Origin of the sequence: Paractinoplanes durhamensis (genome assembly GCF_016862175.1) — a bacterium.
Taxonomy (GTDB): Bacteria; Actinomycetota; Actinomycetes; order Mycobacteriales; family Micromonosporaceae; genus Actinoplanes; species Actinoplanes durhamensis.
The window spans coordinates 88,328-113,127 of sequence record NZ_BOML01000058.1 but is presented as its reverse complement, the minus strand read 5'-3'; the positions used below and the strand labels follow the sequence as shown (position 1 = coordinate 113,127).

The following is a 24,800-nucleotide window of genomic DNA, read 5'->3' as shown; positions in this document are numbered from 1 at the left end:
CTCTGCGTGACCTGAGTGGCCGCTGAGATCGCACATCCGGTCCTCGGCTCACCCCCCATGCACGACGTACGATTTCGTGCATGGGGGGTGCAGCTGTCGACGGCCTGCCGGGCTGGGTGACGCTGCTGCGTGCCCCGAACCCGGGTCCTATGACGCTGGACGGCACCAACACGTGGGTGCTGCGGGCGCCCGGTGAGTCGCTCGGGCTGGTGATCGATCCCGGCCCGCTGGACGAATCGCACCTCACCCGGATCGCCGAGCACGGCCCGTTCCGCGCCATCCTCATTACGCACGGTCACCATGACCACGTCGAGGGGGCCGCGCGGCTGTCTCGGCTGCTCGGCGGGACGCCGGTGCTGGCGGCCGACGACGAGCACGGCGAGCCGTTCGACGGAAATCTCGGTGTCAACGACGGCTTCGACGTAAAAATGCTCTCGACGCCGGGGCATACTGCCGATTCCGTGTGTTTTCTGGTGGATCACGGGAATATCCGGGCAATGTTCACCGGAGACACGATTCTCGGCCGTGGCTCGACCGTCGTGGCGGCCCCGGACGGCGACCTCGGCTCGTACCTGAGCAGTCTCGAGGTGCTCACGGCGTACCCAAGCGTCTTGATGTTGCCCGGGCATGGCCCGGCGCAGGACGACGTGGCCGTGCTCGCACGGGGTTATCTGGCGCATCGCCAGGAGCGACTTGCGCAGGTGGAGGCCGCCCTGGCGGCCGGAGCCGAGACCCCGGAACAGGTAGTTGATCTCGTATATCCGGATATTGATCAGGCCATCCGCTTTGCGGCGATCTTCTCGGCCAAGGCGCAGCTCGATTACCTCCATCACAAAAATCGGGAATGGGGAACAGAGGCCGAGGGGTTGGATCGGCTGTGACCTGTCCGGTGTGTGGAACCGTCGCCGTGCCCGGCGCCCGCTTCTGCCACAACTGCGGCGCCGCCCTGCCGGCCGCGGCCACCCTGCCCGCCGCCGAGCGGCGCATCGTGACCGTGCTCTTCGGCGACCTCTCCGACTTCACCTCCTGGTCCGAGGACCTCGACCCGGAACGGGTCGGCGCGGTGACCGACCGCGTGCTGGCCGCCCTGGCCGGCGCGGTGAAGACCTTCGGCGGGCATGTCGACAAGCTGACCGGTGACGGCATCATGGCGGTCTTCGGCGCCCCGGTCGCCCATGAGGACGACGCCGAGCGGGCGGTGCGGGCCGCGTTGAGCATGCAACGCGCGGTTCGCCGCGTGCTGGACGACGAGCGGGGCGGCGGCGCCCCGCTCGGCCTGCGGGTCGGCCTCAACACCGGCGACGTGGTGGCCGGCATCCAGGCGGGCATCGAATACACGGTCATCGGCGACACGGTGAACACCGCCGCCCGGTTCGCCGACGCGGCCGCGGTCGGCGCCGTCTACGCCGGTGCGCGCACCGGCGGTGGCACTCGGCACGTCGCCTCCTGGCGGCAGCTGCGCCCGCTGCGGCTCAAGGGCAAGCGTGAACCGGTGCCGGCGTTCGAGTTGCTCGGCCTGCACGATGCGCCCGGCACCCGGTCGGGTCTCGGCGACGAGGCACCGTTCGTGGGCCGGGAGAGCGAGCTGGGCCGGGTCTCCGGCCGGCTCGCCGAGGCGATCGACTCGAACACGCCGCGGGTCATGGTGATGACGGCCGAAGCCGGCATCGGAAAATCCCGCTTCGCGGGCGAGGTCAAACGCCTTGCTGCGGGGTACGACGTGGCCGTCGGCGGACGCTACGCGGCACATACCGGCGCCCGGGTGCTGCGGGTGCGCTGCCGCGCGTTCGGCGAGCGGCGCCGGTTCGCACCGCTGGCCGACCTGGTCCGCAAGTCGGTCGGCCTGCCCAAGGACGTGGTGTCCACGGTCGGCCGCGCGGTGGTCGAGGAGCGGCTGCGCAAGCTGGCCAACCGGCTCGGGCCGGTCAAGCTCGACAACGACCGGCTGCTCGGGCTGCTCGGCTACGGCGAGGCCCCGATCAATCCGGTCGGTCCGGCCGCCGCCGCCGACTGGCAGCCCACCGCGAAGCGGATCGACGCCGACGCCGTCTCCGCGGCCGTCGCCGACCTGCTCACCGCGCTGGCCTCGGAGGCGCCGCTGGTGGTCATCGTGGACGACCTGCACGACGCGACCGCCTCGACGGTGGACGCACTCGGCCGCACCCTCTCGCTGATCGAGGGCCCGGTCGTGGTGCTGCTGCTGGGCCGGCCCGAGCTGGTGCGGACGGCCGGGGCGCTGACCCGGCTCGCCGACGCCGAGGTGCACGCGCTGCCCCCGCTGCGCGGCGCCGACGCCGGTCGGCTGCTCACCTCCTATCTCAACGGCGGCAAGCTGCCGCAGCAGGACACCGACCGGCTGCTGGCCACCGCCCAGGGCAACCCGTTCTACCTGGCCGAGATGGTCACCCTGCTGATGGAGCGGGGTGCGCTCACGCCGGCGGTCGGAGCCAACGCGGCTCGCAAGTGGCAGCTCGCGGCCGGTTCGCTCGGCAGCCAACTGCTCTCCCGCGACCTGGCCGCGGTGCTGGCCGCCCGGATCGACGCGCTGCCCGCCGAGCCGCGCGCGGTGCTGCGCGACGCGGCCGTGGTCGGCGACACCGTGCCGACCGGGGTGATCGAGGCGCTGCGTGAGCGGCGGGCGGCCAGCGACGCGCGGCCGGGTGCGGTGGCCGCGGTCGAGCTGGAACGCTCGATCGACGAGCTGCTGCAGCGCCGCATGCTGCACCGGGCCCGCGGCGGCTACGCCTTCACCACCCCGCTGATGCGCGAGGCGGCCTACGCCGGCATCGGCAAGGCCGACCTGGCCGACCGGCACGCCTACCTGGCGAACTGGGCGGCCCCCGAGACGATCACCCGGCTCGGCTACGACGGCGCGAGCCGGCTCAGCCTCGCCGAGAACGAGCGGGACGCCTTCGTGGCCACCCACGCCGAATGCTCGGTCGAGCTGGCCGACCAGGTGCGCCTGCGGCCGGACGCGGCGGTCCGCGACGTGGCTCCGCTCGGCGTCGCGGCGCTGGCCCGGCTGGCCCGGCGAGCCCTGGCCAACATCGAGCCGGCCGCTTCGATCGAGTACGCGGAACGCGCGGCCGTCCTGGCCAAGGAGCCCCTGCCGCTGCCCGACCAGCTGGTGCACGCCCGTGCGCTGCTGCGCCTGGGCCGCGCCGAGGAGGCCCTCGCGTACGGCGAGAAGATCGCCGAGAACTCGACCGACGAGCCGGTCTGCCGGGCCGAGGCCCTGCTGGTGGTCGGCCGGGCGCAGGAGGCGATGGGCGACACCGCGCTGGCCGTGACCGCCTGGCAGGAGGCGCTCGACGTGGCCACCGAGGCCGAGCTGCTGCCGGAGCGGGCCAACGCGATGCGCCGGCTCGGCATGGCCGACTTCCTGGCCGGCCGGCTCAGCCAGGCGAGCAGCCGGTTCGCGGCGGCCTACCAGGTGACGCTGGCCGCCGGTGACCGGCACGGCCAGGCCTGGGCCCTGCAAAACCTGGCCTGGGTGACCACCACCCGCGGGGACTTCGCCGGCACCGATGCGGTGCTCGGCCGGGCGGCGCGGCTCTTCGCCGAGCTCGGCGACCCGGTCGGCCGGTCCTGGCTGCGCGGCACCACGGCGTTCGCCCGGCTGCTGGCCGGGCGCCTGCAGGAGTCGCGCCGGCTGGCGCGCGTTTTTCTGCCCTTCGGCGACCGGGTCGGCGAAGCCTGGGCGGTGGGCACGCTGCGTGCCGTCGAGGCGTACGCGTCGAGTGAGCTCGGCGAGCTGGGTGAGGCGGACGGTGAGGCCCGCCGGGCGTACCGGGACTTCAACGCGGTCGGCGACGACTGGGGCCGCGGGCTGGCGCTCGTCGTGCGCGGCGCGATCGCCCGCGGGCTGGGCGAGTTCGATCACGCCTTCGACCTGCTCACCGACGCCGTGGGCTACGCCGACCGGACCGGGCACCCGCTGCTGCTCGGGATGGCCGGCACGCTGCGCGGGTTCGTCTCGCTGCACCGCGGCGACCTGAGCCTGGCCGAGGAGGACGCCCGCCGGGTGATCGCCGCGGTCGAGCCGCACAACCCCCTCGCACCGGCTCAGGTCGGACCGCGGGTGCTGCTCGCCGAGGCGCGGACCCGCTCGGGCGACGCGGCCACCGCGATCGGGCTGCTCGCGCCGATCGCCAGCGACACCGGCGCGCCGTCGCTGCTCTTCTCCCGGCGGCACGCCCTGGCGGCGTACGCGTCGGCGCTGCTCGCCGACGGCCGGGTGGACGCGGCCACGACCTGGATCGAGCGGGCCCGCGCGGTGCCGGCCGAGGACGTGCGCAGCGGCGTGCTGTGCGCCATGGTGCACGCTCGGGTGCTGGCCGCGGCCGACCAGTGCGAAGAGGCGAGCCGGGCGGCCGAGGAAGCGGTGCTCCTGGCCTACTCGACCGAGCAGGCGAGCGAGCGGGTGGCGGCCGAGGAGCTGCGGGCGACGCTGGCGGCGGCGAAGATCGAAGCCTCGCCACCGGAAACTGTCGCGTACGCGTCCGACGTGCCGGGATGAACCGCGTTCCACCTGGCGTAAGTTCTGTGGCATGACGGATACCCCGCCAGGACGACTGCCGACCCCCTATGTGCCAGGGATGTCAGGTTTGTCGGTCATGGCGCGGGGCGGCCACGCGACCGTCTACCGCGCGACCCAGGATTCGGTCGGCCGCGAGGTCGCCATCAAGATGGAAAACCGGCGCCTGGAAAGCGATCGCGACCAGGTCCGCTTCCTGCGCGAGGCGCGGGCGGCCGGCAAGATGTCGTCGCATCCGCACGTGGTCGACCTGTTCGACGTGGGCGTCACCGTCGACCAGCACCCCTACCTGATCATGGAACTGTGCGACGGGTCGTACCTGGAGCGCATGCGCCGTTCCCCGCTGGCCGCCACCGAAGCGTCCGACCTCGGCATCAAGATCGCCGATGCGCTGGTGCACTCGCACGCCAACGGCGTCCTGCACCGCGATGTGAAGCCGGCCAACATCCTCTACTCGCACTTCAACTCGGCCGTCCTCGCCGACTTCGGCCTGGCCGTCCTCGGCGAGATGCGCGACTCCTCGGTCAACCTCGAGGTGCTCACCCCGGCCTACGCGCCGCCCGAGTCGTTCCGGCACGACAGCCCGACCGGCGCCGTCGACGTCTATGCGCTGTGCGCCACCCTCTACGCGGTGATGCACGGCCGGCCGCCGCGCTGGGGCAGCGGCCACAGCCCGAGCCTGATCACCCTGATGAACCTCTTCAGCGAGCCGATCCCGGACATCCCCGGGGTGCCGCGCGAGCTCACCCAGGTGCTGCGCTACGGCATGGACAACGACCCGGCCGCCCGGCCGACCGCCGAGCAGCTGCGCGACCTGCTCACCAAGGTCGACGTCGAGGGCACCACACGGCCGTACGTGCCGCCGCCGCGCTACGGCGGCAGCGACGACACCCCGACCGTTCGCCACCAGCTCAAGCAGTCGAAGAAGCGGTGGTTCCTCGGGCTACTCGGGATCGAGCACCGCTAGCAGCTCACCGGTGTCGACCTCGGCGCCCGGGTGCACCGGCAGCGAGGCGACCACGCCCGCACTCGGCGCGTGCACCGGGTGCTCCAGCTTCATCGCCTCCAGGGTGAGCAGCAGCTCGCCCGCCCGCACCCGCTGGCCGGGCACCACCAGCACGCGGCGGACCGCGCCCGGCAGCGGGGCGATCAGCGAGCCCTCGGCCGCCTCCGGGGCGGGCAGCGGGAAGCGGGACAGCTCGCGCAGTGCGACCGAACCCTCCGGGCTGTCCACATACGACACCACGCCGACCCGGTGCACGTTGAAGGTCAGCCGGATGCCGTTGACGTCCAGCACCACCCGCTCGTTGTCGGCCTCGATCACCACGGTCCGCGGGTGGTCGTCCACCACCGGCGCCTGACCCAGCCCGGCCAGGTCCAGCTCCTCGGGGTCGACCGCGCGCACCCACCAGCCGGCCAGCTCGCCATGCCGGTCCATCCGGTAGCCGACCTCGACCGGGCCGGCCGGGCCCTCGTACACCGCGGTCTGCGAGCCCGACGGCACGTTGCGCCAGCCGGACGGCAGCGAGCCGAGCACGGCGGCGGTCGCGCGCCGTCGGGCGGCTCCGGCCAGGGCGGCGGCAAGGCACGAGATGCGTACGGCGTCGACGGCGGACAACAGGGGTGCGAAGACCTCGGGTCGCCGGTCGAGGAAGTTGGTGTCCAGGTCGCCGGTGCGGAACGAGTGGTGCCGCAGCACCCGCACCAGCAGGTCGCGGTTGGTCGCCACCCCGTGCAGCTGGGTGCGGGTCAGCGCGGAGGCGAGCATCCGGGCCGCCTCCTGCCGGGTCGGCGCCCAGGCGATCAGCTTGGCCAGCGTCGGGTCCGGGTGCACGCCGACCACCGAGCCGTCCTCGACCCCGGCGTCCAGGCGCAACCCGGGTGCCGGGAGCGGGCGGAACACGCCGGCCACGTCGGGCACGGCGAAGCGGTGCAGGGTGCCGGAGGCGGGAAGCCAGGCGTACGCCGGGTCCTCGGCGCAGATCCGCACCTCGATGGCGTGCCCCCGGATCGGCGGCGGCCCCGGCAACGGCAGCACGCCGCCCTCGGCGACCAGGAACTGCAACCGGACCAGGTCGTAGCCGGAGACGCACTCGGTGACCGCGTGCTCGGCCTGCAGGGTCGGGGTCAGCTCCAGGAACCAGAAGTCGCCCTGGGGGTCGAGCAGGAACTCGACGGCACCGGCGCCGACGTAGCCGAGCGCCCGGACCGCGACGATCGCCGCGCGGCACATCTCCTCGCGCAGCCCCGGATCGACGGCCGGGGACGGCGTCTCCTCGATGATCTGCTGGTAGCGGCGCTGCACCGAGCACTCCCGCTCGCCGAACGGCACGACCGAACCGTGCTCGTCGGCCAGGATCGGGATCTCGATGTGCCGGACGTCCTCGACGTACGGCTCGCAGTAGACGTCGCAGCCCACCTCGCGCCGGGTCGAGGCGACCGCCTCGGCGAGCGTCGCCGCGTCCCGGACCACCCGCATCCCGGCGCCGCCGATGCCGGCATCCGGCTTGATCAGCACCGGGAACTCGGGCACCTTCGCCGGGTCCTTGTAGGTCGGCAGCACCGGCACCCGGGCCTCGGCGACGAGCGCCTTCGTCTCGCTCTTGCTGCGTAGTGTGCCGAGCGTCTTGGCGGGCGCACCCACCCAGATCATCCCGGCGTCGACGACCGCGGCCGCGAAGTCGGGATCCTCGGCCAGCAGGCCGTTGCCGGGGTGGACGGCGTTCGCCCCGGTCCGCTGCGCGGCCGTGATGATCAGGTCGCCGCGCAGGTATGCGGCGGCGGGGGTGCCGCCGTCCAGCCGAACCGCGTAGTCCGCCTCGCCGACATGCGGCGCGTCAGAATCGGCGTCGGAATAGACGGCGACCGTCTCGATGCCGACCAGGCGGCAGGTGGCGAACACCCGGCGGGCGATCTCCCCACGGTCTGCCACCAACAAACGTCGGATCACTGGTCTACCTTTCCGGAACGGAACACGCCGACGTGCCCAGCGCCCTCGACGACCGCGCTGTGCACGGCGGAGAGGCAGAGGCCGAGGACGGTACGGGTGTCACGAGGGTCGATGACACCGTCGTCATCACGACCGGCCGGTTGATCGGCCGGCCAGCTGAAGACGAAGCGAGGATCGCCGGCCCGGCCGGTGTCGATGGCGAGGTGCGGCACGGCGGAGTGCGCCAGCGCCTCGATCTCGGTCGGGCCGAACTGGGTGGTGAGGAACACCAGGGTGGTGTCGGTGGCGTTGGCGAGCTGGATGAAGTGGACGGCCTTCTGCGCCTCGGCCGCGGAGTGCGGGACGCCGGTGCCGGCCAGTACCCCGATCGGGTAACCGTGCAGCTCGCCCCAACCCGCCACCAGTGCGGTGCCCAGGGTGGGCTTGAACTCGTCGAAGTCGCTGCCGTCCAGGATCCGGGCGAGGATCTCGCGCGGGTCGAGGTCGTTCTTCTTCTCCGCCCCGGCGACCGAGAGCAGGTCGTCGGGGTCGTATTTGGGCGGGGCCGGCGGGAACGTCCGCGGCAGCGGGCCGCACTTGCGCCAGTTGAGCCGGCGGACGCACTGCCGGGCCAGGCGCAGGCCGTCCCGCTCGTCCTCGGCCAGCTGGTCGGCCGGGGCGGGCATCATGGTGGGCGCGCTCCCGTTGACGGCCGGCTGCGGCGCGACGGTCAGCGTCCGCGCGTGCCCGCGCACCATGATCGTGTAGTCGGAGAGCTCGGGCAGGTAGGCGGCGTCGCCGCTGGTCGGCCCGAAGACGACGCAGAACGTGGGCACCCGGTCGACGGTGAGCCGGCCCAGGTCGCGGGCCAGTCCGGCACCCGGTGGGGGCCCGCCCGCCGCCGATTCGACGGCCGACTCGACCAGGTTGACCAGGGGGAGGCGGTTGGTCGCGGCGATCCGGGCGGCCCGGCGGATCTTCTCGACCGGGTACGGGTCGAGCGGGTTGCCGGGCACCGTCGGGTCGGTCGCGATGATCACGCACTCGACGCCCTCGACCACGCCGACGCCGGTGACCACGCCCGCGCCGATCTTGAACTCGGTGCCCCAGGCCGCGGCCGGCGACAGCTCGAGGAACGGACTGTCCTGGTCGAGCAGCATCTCGACGCGTTCCCGGGGCAGCAGCTTGCCGCGGGCGTGGTGCCGGGTCACGGCCTTCTCGCCGCCACCGGCCCGCGCCTCGTCGAGCGCTGCCTCGAGCTTGCCGAGCCGTTCCAGGGCGACGCCGCGGCTCTCCAGGTAGGCAGGGGTACGCGGGTCGATCGCCGTGTCGAGCACGGTCACGTCGGGACCCCGCCGCGCTGTACGCCCCCTGTGTTCAAAGCCGCGCCCTCTCGTGTTCGCCCTCGACTCTCGACCACCTCCGTAACGAGCGGCCGAGCAGGTGCGACACGGATCTGAATGCGGCGGCTTTGTCGCCTTTTCAGGCGTAATCAAGGCGTTTGCGGGGCCGCCCCCGCAAACGCCCTCGATCGGTCAGACGCGAGCGCGGCGGGCCAAGCGCTCAGGATCCAGGATGATCACGCTCTTGCCGTCCAGCCGCAGCCAGGCGCGCGAGGCGAAGTCGGCCAGCGCCTTGTTCACCGTCTCGCGCGAGGCGCCGACGAGCTGGGCCAGCTCCTCCTGGGTGAGGTCGTGAGTGACGCGCAACACACCGCCGTCGCGGGTGCCGAAGCGACCGGCCATCTGCAGCAGGTTTTTCGCGACCCGGCCGGGCACGTCGGTGAAGATCAGGTCGGCGAGTGCGTCGTTGGTGCGACGCAAGCGGCGGGCGAGCACCCGCAGCAACTGCTCGGCGATTTCCGGCCGGTTGTTGAGCCAGGGGCGCAGCGACGTCTTCTTGAGCCGGGCCAGCCGGGCATCGGTCACCGCGGTCGCGGTGGCCGTGCGCGGGCCCGGGTCGAAGAGGGACAGCTCGCCGACCATGTCGGACGGGCCCATGATCGAAACAAGATTCTGCCGGCCGTCCGCCGCGCGGCGACCCAGCTTGATCTTGCCGGACAGCACGATGTACAGACTGTCACCGGCCTCGCCCTCGTTGAACAGGACGTCGCCCTTGCGGACCTCGACCGTGTCCATCTCCTTGGCGAGCGCCTCGGCGGCTTCCGGGTCTACGCCCTGGAAGATCCCGCTCCGCGCCAGCACCTCATCCATCTGCCGCACCTCCGAACACGCGCAACGCCTGCGCTCGATCAGTCTAGGCGCACGCGGGCGGGAATCGGGCAGGCACCCCTTGATCCAGATACCGCAGGGTAACCAATCCGACCGTGACGGGCCGTGTTTTTCGTCGCTCCAGATGGAATACGACAGGCCTTTCGTCGGGTCGTCCGCGTTGCCACCTGAAGGTATCGTCGCCGTCGATGAATTCCCACCCCTCGCCACCGCGGCCGGGCCTTTTTGGGCGCCCTGTCCTTACTATCACGATTGTGCTGGCGGCGCTGGCCGGTATAGGTGCCGGAAGTGTCGCTTTTGCGAATAGGGAAACGGCTCCGGGGCCGCAATGGCAACAGCCCGACGCCACTCCTGCAAAAGCCGCGAATTCCGCAAAACCGGCTAAAACGGAATCGGCGCAGGTCGACACGATCACGCTGTCCGCCACCGGCGACATCATGATGAGCAACGCGCCCAGCCGGATGCCGCCGGACAATGGCGACGGGTTCTTCGACTCGGTGAAATCCGGCCTGAAGTCCGACCTCGTGATGGGCAACCTCGAGCAGCCGCTCTCCGACGACACGGGCGCTTCCAAGTGTGGCTCGCCGCCGGAGCCCAACTGCTTCGCCTTCCGGTCGCCGCCGTCCTACGCCGGCCACCTCAAGGACGCCGGGTTCCAGCTGATGAACCTCGCCAACAACCACACCAAGGACTTCGGGGTCCAGGGCGCCAAGAACACCCGGGCCGCCCTCGACGACGCCGGCCTCAAGTACACCGGCAACCAGGACGAGATCACCGTGGTGGAGGTCAAGGGCATCAAGGTCGCGGTGGTCGGCTTCTCCGGGTACGCGGGAGCCAACAACCTCAACGACCTCGACCACTCGCGGACCGTCATCAAGGCGGCCAAGGAGCAGGCCGACCTGGTCGTCGTGCAGGTGCACATGGGCGCCGAGGGGGCCGGCATGCAGCACGTGAAGCCGGGCAGCGAGATCTTCCACGGGGAGAACCGGGGCGACCCGATCAAGTTCAGCCACGCGGTCATCGACGCCGGGGCCGACCTGGTCGTCGGGCACAGCCCGCACGTGCTGCGCGGCATGGAGTTCTACAAGGGCAAGCTGATCGCCTACAGCCTCGGGAACTTCGCCGGCGGCGGGAAGACGCTCTCCAGCTCCGGCGTGCTGAAGTACGGCGGCATCCTGCGCGTCGATCTGGCCGAGGACGGGACGTACGCCGGTGGGCAGTTCCTTTCGACGTACATGAACTCTGTCGGCCTCCCGACCCGCGACTCGTCCCAGGAGATGGGCCGCAAGCTGGTGGCGCAGCTCAGCGACGAGGATTTCGGGGACACCGCGGCGGTGATCGGTAAGGACGGCTCGATCCGGGCGTCGGCGTAGGCAAACCTGTCGTACCCACGACGTACTCTTTACCGGTGACTCAGGAGGTGCGGTCGGCGAAGCGATTCGCGGGGGAGACGCCGATCGGGCGTAAGCGACGTGCCCGCAAGATGGCCAAGGTCCTCGCCGAGACGCATCCGGACGCGCATTGCGAGCTCGACTTCACCACCCCGCTCGAGCTCGCGGTCGCCACCATCCTGTCCGCGCAGACCACCGATGTCCGGGTCAACCTGGTGACGCCGGCGTTGTTCAAGCGCTATCTGACGGCCGCCGACTACGCCTCGGCCGACCGTGCCGAGATGGAAGAGCTGCTGCGCCCGACCGGCTTCTTCCGGGCCAAGACCGACTCGCTGATCAAGCTGGGGCACACCCTGGTCGAGAAGTACGACGGCGTGCTGCCGGCCAAGCTCGACCAGCTGGTCGCTCTGCCGGGCATCGGCCGCAAGACGGCCAACGTGGTCCTCGGCAACGCGTTCGGCGTCCCCGGCATCACGGTCGACACCCACTTCCGCCGGCTGACCAACCGCTTCGGCTGGGTGCAGGAGGAAGACCCGGTCAAGATCGAGTTCCTGGTCGCCGACCTGATCGAGAAGCGCGACTGGACCATGCTGTCGCACCGGGTGATCTTCCACGGCCGGCGGGTCTGCCACGCGCGCAAGCCCGCCTGCGGTGCCTGCACGCTGGCCCCGATGTGCCCGTCCTACGGCACCGGCCCGACCGAGGCGGCCGCCTCGGCCAAGCTGCTCAAGGGCCCGCGCGCCCGGGAGCTGGCGATCGCCGCCGGAGTCGACCCCGACCTGGTCCCGGCGGCCGCGGTGACCGTGCCGGAGGCGCCGTGAGACGGCTCTTCTCCGTCACCACGGTCCTGCCCCTGTTGTTGCTGGGTGCCTGCACCGCCGAGGCCAAGTCGACCGACACCCCCGCGCCGTTCGCCGCCTGCACGGCGCTGACCGGCTCCGCCGCCGCCACCCCCAACGCGCTGCCCGACCTTGAGCTGCCCTGCTTCACCGGCAAGGAGCGGGTCACCCTGCGCTCGCTGCGCGGGCCCGCGGTCATCAACCTCTGGGCGTCCTGGTGCGAGCCGTGCCGCCGCGAGCTGCCGGTCATGCAGCAGCTGGCCGACACCGCCGGTGACCGGCTCACCGTGCTCGGCGTCGACACCGGCGACGGGCGGGAGGCGGGTGCCTCGTTCGCCGCCGACAAGGGCGTGACCATGCCGACCCTGTTCGACGAGGACAAGAAGCTGGTCAACGCGGTCGGCGGCATCAACCTGCCGGTGACTGTCTTCCTCGACGCCGCCGGCAAGACCTACGTCAACCTCCTCCCGCTCGACGCGGCCAAGCTGGTCGCGATGGTCAAGGAGCACACCGGTGTGGCGGTGACGCTATGAGCCGCGGGCGGCTGCTGGCGCGGCCGGACGGCCTGCCGTCCTGGTTCGAGCCGTTGCTGACCCGGGTCGGCACCTGCCGCACCGAAGACTTCACCGCCCTGCGCGCGCCGGTCGGCGGCGGTCGCCCGAGCGCCGTCCTGGTTCTCCTTGGCGAGACGGAGGCGGAGGGGCCGGACCTTCTGGTGCTCCAGCGTGCGGCCACCATGCGCAACCATGCCGGCCAACCGGCCTTCCCCGGTGGCGGCACCGACCCGGAGGATGCCGACGCGGTCGCCACCGCGATGCGCGAGGCACAGGAGGAGGTCGGCCTCGACCCGGCCGGTGCCGAGGCCCTGGCCCTGCTGCCCGACCTCTACATCCCGGTCAGCTCGTTCGTGGTGACCCCGGTCCTGGCCTGGTGGCGCCACCCGCACCCGGTGAGCCCGCGCCAGCCCGCCGAGGTCGCGCACGTCGCACGGCTGCCGATCAGTGAACTCGTCGACCCGGAGAACCGTATCCGGGTGCGACATCCCAGCGGCTGGGTCGGACCGGCGTTCCAGGTCCGCGGGTTGCTGGTCTGGGGCTTCACGGCAGGGGTGATCTCGGCATTGCTCGACATGGGTGGCTGGTCGCGATCGTGGCAGCCGGGTCGCATAGTGGAGTTACCGGACGCGTCCGCACCGGTGCCGGCCGCCCGGGGCGGCGCACCCGACGAGGTTCTGCCATGATCGTGCACTGGCCCGCTGCCTCTACGCTGAGTGAGTGTTCGTGGTCGATGGCATCCTGATCCTGCTCATGCTGGTCTTCGCGATCAGCGGTTATCGCCAGGGGTTTGTCATCGGAGCCCTGTCCTTCGGCGGTTTCTTCAGTGGTGTGCTCATCGGGTTGCAACTCGGCCCGCTGCTCGCCGACCGGTTCACCGACGCGACCGCCCGGCTGGTCGTCTCGCTCGGCTGCATCTTCGCGCTGGCGGTGCTCGGCCAGACCCTGGCCGGCTGGCTCGGCACCCACCTGCGGCGGGCGATCTCCAGCAAGCCGCTGCAGCAGCTCGACGATGCCGGTGGCGCGTTCATCTCGCTGGTCGCCGTGCTGCTCGTGGCCTGGCTGATCGCGGTGCCGCTCGCCTCCACCCCGTTCCAGGGGCTCAACGCGGCGGTGCGCAACAGCTCGATCCTCACCGGCATCAACAGCGTGATGCCGCAGGAAGCCCAGGCTCTCTCCAAGGCGTTGCGGGACACCCTCGACACCAGCGGCTTCCCCGACGTGTTCGGCGGCCTCGCGCCGACCAACACCAAAGAGGTGGCCGAGCCGGACCCGAAGCTCAAGGGCTCGCAGATCGTCCAGAAGTCGCAGAGTTCGGTGATCAAGGTGCTGGGCACCGCGCCGAGCTGCTCGCGGCGGATCGAGGGCTCCGGCTTCGTCTACGCCAACGAACGCGTGATGACCAACGCGCACGTGGTGGCCGGCACCCGCGAGGTCGACGTGGTCGAGGAGGACGGCGACCGCCTCGACGGCAAGGTGGTCGTCTACGACCCCGAGCGCGACCTTGCGGTGATCTACGTGCCCGGGCTGAAGGCGCCGATCATGCCGTTCCTGTCCAAGCAGGCCGCTTCCGGCGCCGGCGCGATCGTCCTCGGCTATCCGCAGGACGGGCCCTACGACGCCCAGTCCGCCCGGGTCGCCGACGTCGGCAACATCACCGGCCCGGACATCTACGACTCCGGCGACGTCACCCGGGAGATCTACACGATTCGGGCGCTGGTCCGCAGCGGCAACTCGGGCGGCCCACTGATCTCCCCGACCGGCCAGGTGCTCGGCGTGATCTTCGCGGCCGCGGCCGACGACAAATACACCGGCTTCGCCCTGACCGCCAACGAGGCGGCCCCGGTCGCCCAGGCCGGCATCAACCGCACCCGCGGAGTCTCCACCTCCGACTGCGCCTGACCCCCCAAGCCGCCGGGCGACCGGGGGCCTTGCCCTTTCATGTCGCGCTGATGAGGCGAGCCGGCGGGCATTTGACGATCGTCGTTCTCGATCCGCCCGGCGGACCCGGCCCCACCCGGACTTCGCACCTCGTCGCTCTGCGCACCATTACGCGCTGCTCTGCTCGCCCCTGAAGGTGCGCAGAGCAGCGCGTCTATGTGCGCAGAGCAGCGCGTCTATGTGTGCAGAGCAAAGGGCGCGAAACACCTGGTCGGGCCTCGTGCTGCGCACAGCGGAGCAGTCGCCTGCCTTGCTTCGTAATCCGGCCAGGGCGGCGCGGGGCGGCGCGGGGCAGGTGGCGCGGGGCGGCGCGAGGCGGGTGGCGCGGCGTCAGGTCGTGTGGGCGAAGCGGCGGACGGTCAGGGTTGCCGCTAGTGCGGAGATCAGGAACAGCAAGCCTGCCAGCCACCATGCTCGCTGCGGTGACGGAGGCGTGACCGTGGCGGGGGAGGCGGCCTGGCCGGCGGCGGCCGCGTTCGGTGCGGTGGGGCCGCCGGTGGTGGCGCCGTCGGGGGCCGACTGGGCCTGGCCGGAGGCCGGGGCGCTGCCGAAGCGGGCGACGCCCGGTGACGGCGACGTGTCCAGCGGGTTCTCGAAGATGGCGGGGACGTCGGCGGTCAGTGCGCCGGTCGGGTTGATCTCGCCGAAGCCGTAGGTGGCGTCGCGGCCGGCCGGGCCCTGGTCCTTGGCGGTGTGGATGATCCGGTTGATCACTTCGCCGGCCGGCATCGTGGGCCAGCGGGACCGGATCAGCGCGACCGTGCCGGCGACCATCGGCGACGCGAAGCTGGTGCCCTGCACCCGCCAGTAGTCGCCGCCGTTGCGGGCGCCGACCAGCTGCGTGGCCGGGGCGGTCACCACGGTCTCCTTGCCGGTGATCGAGCCGGACCAGAGGGCGGCGTTGTCCTTCTCCATGCCGGCCACCGCGATCACGCCGGGCTCGCGTGCCGGATACCAAACCTCGGTGTCGGACGACGCGCTCGTATTGCCGGTGCAGGCCACCACGACGACGTCCTTGGCGAACGCGTAGTCGATGGCCGCGGCCAGGGTCGCGCTGCTGCCGCTGCCGCCGAGCGACAGGTTGATCACCTTGGCGCCGTTGTCGACCGCCCAGCGGACGCCCTTGGCCACCACGATCGCGTCGTTGTAGCGGTTTTCCTCGTCGAGGACGCGCACCGGCAGGATCTTCGCCTGGGGCGCCATGCCGATGACGCCGGCGGTGTCGTCGCCGCGGCCCGCGATGATCGCCGAGACCGTGGTGCCGTGGCCGACCAGGTCGGTGTCGCCGTCGCCCTTCGGGTCGACCAGGTCGAGGCCGGGCAGAACCTGGCCCTGCAGGTCGGGATGGGTGGAGTCGACGCCCGAGTCGATGACGGCGACGGTGACGCCGGCGCCGCTCGCATACGTCCACGCCTCGGGGACGCCGAGCGTCTTCAGATACCACTGATCGTCGCGGACCGGGTCGCCGACCAGTGGGTTGGACGGCTCGGCAACCGGGGCGGGCGTCGCGAGGGCCGGGGCGGCCGGTGCGCCCAGCCCGACGAAACCGGCGAGCGCGGCGGCCACAAGACGGCGTGGGCTCAGCAAGGACCACCGCCGACGGGTGCGCGCCATCGCGCCCTGGCGGGCCGGGGAATCACGCTCGCAGCCTTCGGTCGCATCGATAATCCAATCCCGGACGGTCGATGCAGATTACTCCGAAAGCTCGCGTTATAGGTGTGGCCGGTCGGTCCATATCGCACCGGGAGTCTGTTAATTTTCCGGCCCTACGCGTACGGCGGGAGATGAGCCAGCTGCACGAGCCGAATCCCCTCACGACGGGTGAGCAATCGGCCACGGCCTGGTGGTAGCAGGGTCGGCCGGACATTTCCGATCAGGGCGCCCTCATCGGACGGACCGGACATGACCATGCCCGGCGCCGACAATTCCCGCAGCCGCTGGATGACCGGCTCGAACAGCGATCGGCTCGCACCGCCGGCCCGCCGGGTGAGCACCAGGTGCAGGCCGACATCGCGGGCCTGCGGAAGGTATTCGAGCAGCGGGGTCAACGGGTTGGTCGGGCCGGCCGCGACCAGGTCGTAGTCGTCGACGAGCACGAACAGCTCCGGGCCGGTCCACCATGACCGATCGCGCAGCTGCTGGGCGGTGACGTCGGGGCCGGGCAGACGGCGCTCCATGTAGCCGGCCACCGACTGCATCAGCTCGAGCGTCTTCGCCGCCTGGATGCCGTAGCCGATGCGGTGTTCCGACTCGGGCAGGTCCATCAGGCTGCGCCGGTAGTCGACCAGGATGAGCCGGGCCTCCTCCGGCGAGAACCGCCGGATCACCGAGGTGGCGAGCGAGCGCAGGAACGAGCTCTTGCCGCACTCGGCGTCACCGAAGAGCAGGAAGTGCGGATCGGACGCGAAGTCGATCTCGACCTGCTGCAGGTCGGCCTCGGAGATGCCGATCGGCAGCCGCAGCGCGGTGCTGCGGTTGAGGTCCATCTCGGCGTACGGCACCGAGGCGGGCAGCATCCGCACCCGCGGGGCGAGCGGGCCGTGCCAGTTGGTGGCGATCGCCTTCACCAGGGCGTTGGTGTCGGCCATCGTGCTCAGCTCGGGACGCACGGTGAGCAGGTGCAGGAACTTGTTCTTGTCGGTCGGGTGCTCGGCGATGCCGCGGCCGGCCTTCTCCGGCACGGTCATCGCGGCCCGCCGGTTGATTGCCGAGTCGCTCGGGTCGCCCAGCCGCAGCTCCACCCGGGAGCCGAACAGGTCGCGGATCGCCGGCCGGAAGTCCATCCAGCGCGACGTCGAGGCCACCACGTGGATGCCGTAGGACAGACCGCGGGTGGCGATGTCGGTGATCACCGACTCGAGCTCCTCGTATTCCTTGCGCAGCGTCGACCAGCCGTCGACCACCAGGAACACGTCGCCGAACGGGTCGGTGTCGGCCGCGCCGCCGAGGTCGGCCGCGTTCGCCCGGCGCCGCCGGTAGGACGCCATCGAGTCGATCGCCATCGTCGCGAACCGCGCCTCGCGCTCGCTGAGCAGCGTGGAGATCTCGCCGACCGTACGCCGCACGCCGACCGTGTCGAGCCGGCCGGAGACACCGCCGACGTGCGGCAGGTCGCGCAGCGTGCCGAGCGAGCCGCCGCCGAAGTCGAGGCAGTAGACCTGCACCTCGGCCGGGGTGTGGGTCAGGGCGAGCCCGCAGACCATCGACCGCAGCGCGGTCGACTTACCGGACAACGTGGACCCGACCACCGCCACGTGGCCGGCCGCGCCGGCCAGCTGCAGCCACATCACGTCGCGCAGCTGCTCGCGCGGCTTGTCGACCAGCGCGATCGGCACCTGCAGGGCGCCGTGCAGCTCGGGGTTGGCGAAGGCCAGGCCGCGGGTCGGGTCGGCGACCACCGGGCCGAGCAGCTCGTCGAGGGCCGACGACTGGTTGAGCGGCGGCAGCCACACCTGGTGCGCGGGCGGGCCCTGGCCGTTGAGCCGGTCGACCAGCACGTCGAGCACGCTCTCGCCGGCCGGGAGCTCCTCGGGCTGCGCCTGCACCGGCTTGGCCGGCTTGGGCACCGGGACGTAGCGGGTCGAATATTCCAGGACCTGCGGCACCGCGCCGGCGCCACCGGCCGCGGCCCGGGCGGCCTTGCGCATCGGCCCCGACACATACGCCGCCTTGAAGCGCAGCAGCGGCTCGGTGCCGAACTTCAGGTAGCCGTGACCGGGGGAGCGCGGCAACTCGTACGCATCCGGCACGCCCAGCACGGCCCGCGACTCCAGGGCCGAGAAGGTCCGCAGGCCGACCCGGTAGGACAGGTGGGTGTCGAGACCGCGCAGCCGGCCCTCCTCGAGCCGCTGGCTGGCGAGCAGCAGGTGCACGCCGAGCGAGCGGCCGAGCCGTCCGATCTGGACGAACAGGTCGATGAAGTCGGGCTTGGCGCTGAGCAGCTCGGAGAACTCGTCGCAGATCACCAGCAGCGACGGCAGCGGTGGCAGCGCGGCGCCGCCGGCCCGGGCCTTCTCATAATCGCGCAGCGAAGCGTAGTTGCCCGCCTTGCGCAGCACCTCCTGCCGGCGGACCAGCTCGCCGTCGATCGCATCCACCATGCGGTCGACCAGCACCAGCTCGTCGGCGAGGTTGGTGATCACGGCGGCGGTGTGCGGCAGGCGGTCGAGCGAGGAGAAGGTCGCGCCGCCCTTGAAGTCGATCAGCACGAAGTTCAGCGTCTCGGACGAGTGGGTCGCGGCCAGCGCCATCACCAGCGTGCGCAGCAGCTCCGACTTACCGGAACCGGTGGCGCCGATCAGCAGGCCGTGCGGGCCCATGCCGTCCTGGGCGGACTCCTTGAGGTCGAGCTCGATCGCACTGCCGTCGGCGCCCAGTCCGATCGGCACCCTCAGCTTGTCGCGGTTGGGCCGGGGCGCCCAGCTCTGCGCGACGCTGAACAGCTCCGGATCGCCGAGCCCGAGCAGCTCGGCCAGGCCCATCTCGGTGGACAGCGGAGTGTCCGACGACTTGGACATGGCGCCCAGCCGCAGCGGGGACAACCGGCGGGCCACCGCCTCGGCCTGCGGCACGCTGAGCCGGTCGGGCGTGCCCACCTCGGCCTCGTGGTCCATCGCGTAGGTGTTCAGCACCCGGCGGCCGTGCGCGTGCTGCACCTCGAGCACCAGCAGCGACCGGTCCAGCAGGCGCGGTGGCTGCTCGTCGAGGTCGAGCACGGTCACGCCGTCGATGCCGTCGTCGAGCTGGGTGGCGCCCTTGAGGTTGATGCCGTCCAGCACGATCACCACGTGCGGTGAGCTGTTGCCGGCCCCGGCCGGGTTGAACCGCGGCCGGTTGCCGATCACGTCTTCGAGCAGCTTCTCCAGGTCCGGACCGGTGCTCGCGACCAGCCGGACGTGCCCGAGCGCGTCGGTGCGGGACGGATGAAGGTTGTGCGGCAGCCACTTCACCCATTCCCACTCGGCCCGGCGGTCCGGCCCGGCGCAGATCGCCACGATCATGTCGTCGGGCGCGTGGAACGTGGCGAGCTGGCAGATCACGGCCCGGGTCAGGGCGCGCGCGTCCGCCTCGCCGCCCGGCCCGGCGCCGCGGAGGAAGACCCGGGCGAAGCCGCGCAGCGACGCCGCCACCGGCAGGTCGGGGACCACCGAATAGGCATCCAGGAAGCGGCGCAGCGCACCGGCGGTCATCGGCTCGAGCTCGTCGAGCGGGCGGGTCACCGGCGGGATCAGCGGGGTGGCCAGGGTCTGCGGGCCGACGGCGAGGCGCACCACACCGAAGTCGGGGTCGACCGGGCGGCGCTCCCAGACCCGGTGGCTGCCGGCCGTGGACCAGAGCTGGGTCGGCTCGGGATGCCGGTAGAGCAGGCCGACCCGCTGCTTGGTCGCGGTCTCCCGGACCCGGCGGCGCAGGCCGGACAGATGCCGCAGATACTCCCGGCGGGCGGCCATCATCTCCGCCTTCTTCGGCGAGCCGGAGGAGCCGAAACTGGTGGTCAGCATGGCGATCGACGAGACGCCGAAGAGGCCACCGATCACGTAGGAATATGGACCGCTGCGACCCTGGCCCATCATCATCGCCATCGCCACCGAGCCGCCCAGCATCGGCAGCGCCATCATCGCCTGCTGCCAGCGTCCGCCCGCGCTCTGCGGGATCTCCGGAGGCGGCTCGACAGCGATCTCTCCGGTTGGAATCTCCGGGGACGGACGGCGCGCCGCCCGTTTGATCACCACCGTGCTCATGCCTGGAATATCCCTTTCGTCCACAAGGGTGTGTGGTCACCCCCCGTCCGCGACGCCGTTACCGGACATCGCTTCGCGCCCATGGTAGGTAAAGTGCGAGCAGTTCCGCAGCCTCGTAGCCATCGATGGGAAAAGAGTCATGAGCCATAGGAGAGAGCGAATGATCCGGCTCAAGGGTCTTCCCGCGGTCCCGACATCGGTGGTGAACGCGTGAGCGTCGGTCTGGCGAGGGTCACCATCAGCGCTCCGCACCGCCGCGTCGACGTCGCTCTTCCCGAGCACGTCGCGCTGGCCGAGCTGCTGCCCGAAGTGCTCCGCCACGCCGGCGAGGGACTCGCCGACGACGGCGAGAAACACGGTGGGTGGGTGCTGCGGCGCACCGACGGCGCCGCGCTGAGCACGTCCCAAGGTCTTTTCCCCCAGGGTGTACGGGATGGGGAAGTGCTCCACCTCGTGCCGGCCCACAACGAGTGGCCCGAGCTGGAGTACGACGATGTCGTCGAGGCGATCGCCGAGGGTGCCCGCCGTCGTGGCAGCTCCTGGACCCCGGCCTCCACCCGCACCGCCACCCTGGCCGGCGCCGGTGTGCTGCTCCTGCTCGGCCTGATCGCGGTGCTGCTCGCCGGCCCGGCCTGGAATGCCGGCGCCATCGCCGGTCTCACCGTCGCGGTGATCCTCGCGCTGGCCGGGGTCACCGCGTCCCGGGCGTACGGCGATGCCCGCGCCGGTTCGGCCCTCGGCGCCTACGCGATGCCGTTCGCGTTCGCCGGTGCCGCCGTTCTGGTCGGCTCGACCGACCGGGTCGGGGTGGTGCCGCTGGTGCCCTGGCTCGGCGACTCCGAGCTGCTGGCCGGCTCGGTGGCGCTGCTGATCGTGGCCGCGCTCGGCGGGGTCGGCGTGGCCGCCTCGCTGCGCCTGTTCACCGCCGGTTCGGTGGTCGGCCTGCTGGGTGCGCTCACCGCCCTGGTGAGCATGATCACCTCGGCCGCCGGTGCCGCCGCGGTGCTGCTCTCCGTGCTGGTCTGCGGGATCGGCGTGCTGCCGCTGCTGTCCATCCGGTTCGGCAAGATGCCCACCCCGCCGGTCACCCTGCCGACCGGCACCGACGCGTCGGCCGGTTTCACCGCGGCCGGCTCGAGCCTGGACGCGGCCCGCGAGCGGCCCGACCGGGCGACCGTCTTCGCGGCCGTGACCCGCACCGAGGAGTTGCTGGCCGGCATGCTGCTCGGCCACGCGGTGCTGGCCGGCTTCGCGTTCCTGACGCTCGCCACGTCCAGCTCGCTGTCGGCGCGCATCCTGGCCGGCGTCGCGGCGGCGTCGCTGCTGCTCCGGTCCCGGCTCTTCGTCACCCTGCGGCAGCGGGTGCCGCTGGTGATCGGCGGCCTGATCGGCATCTTCTGCCTCGGCGTCAACCTGCTGCTGAGCGCGAACGGCACGGTTCTGATCACGCTGGTCGCGGTGGCGCTGGCGCTGGCCGTCGTCACCGTCGCGGGCGGCGCCACCTACTCCCGCAAGCCGCCGTCGCCCTACCTCGGGCGGGCCGCCGACATCGTCGACACCCTGGTCGTGGTGTCGGTGATCCCGGTGGCGTGTGCGGTGGTCGGCCTCTACGACGCGGTCGGCAGCATCTGACGGCCGTCCTCATTGGTCGATCGGCCGGTTTCCGGTCATTGTGCCGAAACGATCGTGGCCCGAGATCGAAATGGCTCTTTCGATCTCGGGATCGCTCCCAAGAACGAAAACGCGGGCGGCCAATGGCCGCCCGCGTTCGATTCGCATCGGCGGGGGAAGAAACAGCCGGACCCGGCCTCCGGTGGATCACACCGCGGCACTTGATCCGGCCGCATCAAGAAGGGGAAGCGACCGGGGCGGGTGTCAGTGGTCGTGATCCTCGAGGGCCTCGGCGCGCTTGAACGACGCCCGGATCTCCTCCTCGGCCTCGACACGACCCGTCCAGGTCGCGCCCTCGACCGACTTGCCCGGCTCGAGGTCCTTGTAGACCGTGAAGAAGTGCTGGATCTCCATCCGGTCGAACTCGCCCAGGTGGTGAATGTCCCGCAGGTGCTCCTGGCGGGGGTCCTCGTAGGGGACGCACAGGACCTTGTCGTCGCGGCCCTTTTCGTCGCTCATCCGGAACATGCCGATCGCGCGGGCCCGGATCAGGCAGCCCGGGAACGTCGGCTCCTGCACCAGGACCAGGGCGTCGAGCGGGTCGCCGTCCTGACCGAGGGTGCCCTCGATGAAGCCGTAGTCGGCCGGGTACTGCGTCGCCGTGAAGAGGGTCCGGTCGAGCCGGATCCGGCCGGTCTTGTGGTCGACCTCGTACTTGTTGCGCTGGCCCTTGGGGATCTCAACCAGAACGTCGAAATCCATAGTTAGCTCCCTTGACTCGCCCACCGAAAAATGCCGGTCACTACGGCGGGGAACCGCGGCAGGAAATCAATGCCTACCGGATCCGCGCGCAACGATGTGCCGGATGTCGCTAGTCTCCCCTAAGTCTCGCGCGGCGGAAGAGGAGGGGCGCGTGGGGAGGCAAGATTCACACAACGCGTCCGTTCTTGACGACGCGCCTGAGCCGCATCATGCCTCCGGCAAAACGGTAACGCACCCACCCGCCGCCCGAGTGACCCTTCCGCATCTTCCGGGGCCCGGCATCGGCCGCCGGGTCGGCATTCCGGGCCGACCGGCCGTCGCGATCGGCGCCGTGCGGATGGGCTGAATGGTGGGCTGCGCGCTTGGCCTGGCCGGTCCCCGGATGCTGGGATGAGCCGTCGTGGCCGGGGCGGGTCCGGCTGGAGAATTCCTCGCAAGAACAACGCGATGCGCTGAAACGGGCGGAAGATCAACAAATGCAACCCCAGAACCCCGGCGACGATGCGCAACGACCCGGCCTGACCGGCCGAGCCCGAGTGCCGGAGCGCCCTGGGCCGGAGCAGGCCGGGTCGGAAACCGGACAGCCGCGGTCGGAGGGTGTTGGCCGGGTCCAGGTGCCCGGCGCCGCACCGGGGTTTCCGGACGGAAGCCGACCGGCCGGCGGCCCGTGGAGCTCGCCCCCGGGCTCACTGCCGAGCGGCACCTTCGGTCGAGCGCCGGCTTCGGGGGCGGTGGAGGGTTCTTCGGTGGGGGCCGCCTTGGCGGCTTCCGGGGTGCGGGATTCGCAGCCCGGACGTGCGGGCGCAACGGCTGGGACCACTGATCAAGGTCGCCCTGAGCAGGCGGGGGGTGTTGGTCAAAGCCGTACTCAAAAAAGGCGGAAGCTGATCGCCCTGGTCTCGATGGGCGTGGTTTTGATCTTGGGGCTGGGGCTTGTCGCGGTGGTGCGGCCCGGGCCGGTTGATCGGCTTCTCGGCGGCAGTGCCGCGCCCACTTCGGCGGCGGTCAGTCGCACGCCGGATCCGACTCCGTCCGCGGTGCTGGCGGCCGCGTCGAGTGCGGGGACGGCGCCGGATGCGGGGATGGTCAAGGTTGCGCTTGATCCGTTGGTGAATTCGGCGGCGCTCGGGAACGAAGTGCATGTGTCGGTCATCGACGTTGCCGCCGGGAAAGTGCTTTATGAGCGGGGTGCGGATGTTCCGGCGACGCCCGCTTCGACCACCAAGCTGCTCACCGCGGCCACCGTGCTGGCGGCGCGTGGACCGGCCTATCGGCTGACCACTCGGGTCGTGGCCGGGAGCGCCGGGGAGGTTGTTCTGGTCGGGGGTGGGGATCCGACGCTGTCCGTGAACGCCAAGGCGCTTTTTCCGGGGGCGGCTCGGCTCGATCAGCTTGCGGCGCAGGTCAAGACCGCTCTCGGTGGGGTGGCGCCGAGCAAGGTTCTGGTCGACACGTCGCTGTTCAGTGGTCCGGAGACGGCTGACGGGTGGGCCTCCGACGACATCGCGCCGCTCGGGCAGGTGGCCCGGATCCAGCCGCTGATGACCAACGCCGGGCGGGTCAAGCCGGTGCACAACGAGCACGGTGGTGACCCTCGGTATTCGGATCCGGCGCTGGCGACCGGCAAGGCGTTCGCCAAGATGCTCGGCGTCGCGGCGGTCGCCCGGGGGCAAGCGCCGGTGGACGGCAAGGAGCTCGGGGCGGTGCAGTCGCCGGCGCTCGTGCAGATCACCGACTGGATGCTCACCCAGAGCGACAACACCATCGCCGACGTGCTGGCGCGGCAGGTGGCCATCGCCGCCGGCAAGCCGGCGACCTTCGACGGCGCCACCGACGCGATCATCGCCAAGCTGCGGGAGATGGGCCTGCCCGGCGACGAGGCTGATCTGTACGACGGGAGTGGGCTCTCCCGGCACAACGGGATCAGTCCGGCCCTGCTCACCCAGCTGCTGGCGCTCGCCGCGAGCGGGCAGCAGCCGGCCATCACCGGGATCTTCGGCGGGCTGCCGGTGGCCGGCTGGTCGGGGACGCTCGAGGAACGGTTCGCCACACCCACGCCCAACCAGATCGCGCGCGGGGTGGTGCGGGCCAAGACCGGCACGCTCAGCGGGGTCAACACGATGGCCGGGCAGCTGGTCACCAAGGACGGGCGGCTGCTCGTCTTCGCGATCATGGCGAGCGGATCGGCCAGCGCTTATACCGCCAAGGCGGCGCTCGACCGGGTCCCCGCGCGGCTGGTTCTGTGCGGTTGCTGAGTCAGGGTT

General features: G+C 71.5%; 16 protein-coding genes. 10 read left to right on the top strand and 6 right to left on the bottom strand.

Annotated elements, in window-relative coordinates:
- The first annotated feature begins 80 nt into the window (after positions 1–80).
- Genes Adu01nite_RS35915 through Adu01nite_RS35905 form a run of 3 tightly spaced genes read left to right on the top strand, consistent with a single transcriptional unit; the run spans position 81 to position 5,504 of the window.
- The gene (locus tag Adu01nite_RS35915; RefSeq protein ID WP_203733759.1) at positions 81–881 is read left to right on the top strand and encodes an MBL fold metallo-hydrolase; all 801 of its coding nucleotides are present in this window, start codon (positions 81–83) and stop codon (positions 879–881) included.
- Positions 878–4,519, top strand: coding sequence for an adenylate/guanylate cyclase domain-containing protein (locus Adu01nite_RS35910; RefSeq protein WP_203733758.1), 3,642 nt, complete (start codon positions 878–880; stop codon positions 4,517–4,519). Before Adu01nite_RS35915 ends, Adu01nite_RS35910 begins: the two co-directional genes overlap by 4 nt.
- 31 nt (positions 4,520–4,550) lie before the next feature.
- Entirely contained in the window at positions 4,551–5,504 is a 954-nt protein-coding gene (locus Adu01nite_RS35905) for a serine/threonine-protein kinase (protein ID WP_203733757.1), read from the top strand.
- On the opposite strand, the gene Adu01nite_RS35900 is transcribed toward Adu01nite_RS35905, so the two are convergent.
- The 3 genes from Adu01nite_RS35900 to Adu01nite_RS35890 all read right to left on the bottom strand — a co-directional run bounded on the left by Adu01nite_RS35900 (position 5,481) and on the right by Adu01nite_RS35890 (position 9,679).
- Complete coding sequence (locus Adu01nite_RS35900) at positions 5,481–7,487, bottom strand: ATP-binding protein (RefSeq protein WP_203733756.1); 2,007 nt, start codon at positions 7,485–7,487, stop codon at positions 5,481–5,483. The genes Adu01nite_RS35905 and Adu01nite_RS35900 overlap by 24 nt on opposite strands.
- The gene (locus Adu01nite_RS35895; protein ID WP_203733755.1) at positions 7,484–8,809 is read right to left on the bottom strand and encodes a carboxyl transferase domain-containing protein; all 1,326 of its coding nucleotides are present in this window, start codon (positions 8,807–8,809) and stop codon (positions 7,484–7,486) included. Before Adu01nite_RS35895 ends, Adu01nite_RS35900 begins: the two co-directional genes overlap by 4 nt.
- Before the next feature lie 192 nt (positions 8,810–9,001).
- Positions 9,002–9,679 carry a Crp/Fnr family transcriptional regulator gene (locus Adu01nite_RS35890; protein WP_020515203.1) on the bottom strand — a complete coding sequence of 226 codons (678 nt, stop codon included), beginning with the start codon at positions 9,677–9,679 and terminating at the stop codon, positions 9,002–9,004.
- A gap of 206 nt (positions 9,680–9,885) precedes the next feature.
- Between Adu01nite_RS35890 and Adu01nite_RS35885 the strand changes: the two genes are divergently transcribed.
- The 5 genes from Adu01nite_RS35885 to Adu01nite_RS35865 are packed head-to-tail and all read left to right on the top strand — an operon-like array spanning position 9,886 to position 14,383.
- Positions 9,886–11,070, top strand: coding sequence for a CapA family protein (locus tag Adu01nite_RS35885; RefSeq protein ID WP_203733754.1), 1,185 nt, complete (start codon positions 9,886–9,888; stop codon positions 11,068–11,070).
- A gap of 35 nt (positions 11,071–11,105) precedes the next feature.
- Entirely contained in the window at positions 11,106–11,909 is an 804-nt protein-coding gene (gene nth / locus Adu01nite_RS35880; RefSeq protein ID WP_203733753.1) for an endonuclease III, read from the top strand.
- Positions 11,906–12,460, top strand: coding sequence for a TlpA family protein disulfide reductase (locus Adu01nite_RS35875; protein WP_203733752.1), 555 nt, complete (start codon positions 11,906–11,908; stop codon positions 12,458–12,460). Before nth ends, Adu01nite_RS35875 begins: the two co-directional genes overlap by 4 nt.
- The gene (locus Adu01nite_RS35870) at positions 12,457–13,167 is read left to right on the top strand and encodes an NUDIX hydrolase (protein WP_203733751.1); all 711 of its coding nucleotides are present in this window, start codon (positions 12,457–12,459) and stop codon (positions 13,165–13,167) included. The genes Adu01nite_RS35875 and Adu01nite_RS35870 overlap by 4 nt, the downstream gene beginning before the upstream one ends.
- Positions 13,168–13,201: 34 nt before the next feature.
- Positions 13,202–14,383: a MarP family serine protease gene (locus tag Adu01nite_RS35865; protein WP_203733750.1), complete on the top strand. Its 1,182-nt coding sequence runs from the start codon at positions 13,202–13,204 to the stop codon at positions 14,381–14,383.
- Positions 14,384–14,752: 369 nt separating this feature from the next.
- Here the strand turns inward: Adu01nite_RS35865 and mycP are convergent, their stop codons facing one another.
- Together mycP and eccCa are read right to left on the bottom strand one after the other, a co-directional pair.
- Complete coding sequence (gene mycP, locus Adu01nite_RS35860; protein WP_239132948.1) at positions 14,753–16,009, bottom strand: type VII secretion-associated serine protease mycosin; 1,257 nt, start codon at positions 16,007–16,009, stop codon at positions 14,753–14,755.
- 179 nt (positions 16,010–16,188) lie between these two features.
- Positions 16,189–20,163, bottom strand: coding sequence for a type VII secretion protein EccCa (gene eccCa / locus Adu01nite_RS35855; RefSeq protein ID WP_203733748.1), 3,975 nt, complete (start codon positions 20,161–20,163; stop codon positions 16,189–16,191).
- 210 nt (positions 20,164–20,373) lie between these two features.
- Here eccCa and eccD point away from each other — a divergent pair, with 210 nt between their 5' ends.
- Positions 20,374–21,795, top strand: a complete 1,422-nt coding sequence (gene eccD, locus Adu01nite_RS35850; RefSeq protein ID WP_203733747.1) for a type VII secretion integral membrane protein EccD — start codon at positions 20,374–20,376, stop codon at positions 21,793–21,795.
- Positions 21,796–22,038: 243 nt separating this feature from the next.
- Here the strand turns inward: eccD and Adu01nite_RS35845 are convergent, their stop codons facing one another.
- A complete protein-coding gene (locus Adu01nite_RS35845) occupies positions 22,039–22,536 on the bottom strand; it encodes an inorganic diphosphatase (protein WP_203733746.1) in 498 nt (165 codons plus the stop codon).
- A gap of 914 nt (positions 22,537–23,450) precedes the next feature.
- On the opposite strand from Adu01nite_RS35845, the gene dacB reads away from it, so the two are divergent.
- Positions 23,451–24,791: a D-alanyl-D-alanine carboxypeptidase/D-alanyl-D-alanine endopeptidase gene (dacB, locus tag Adu01nite_RS35840; RefSeq protein WP_438871112.1), complete on the top strand. Its 1,341-nt coding sequence runs from the start codon at positions 23,451–23,453 to the stop codon at positions 24,789–24,791.
- Positions 24,792–24,800: the final 9 nt, after the last annotated feature.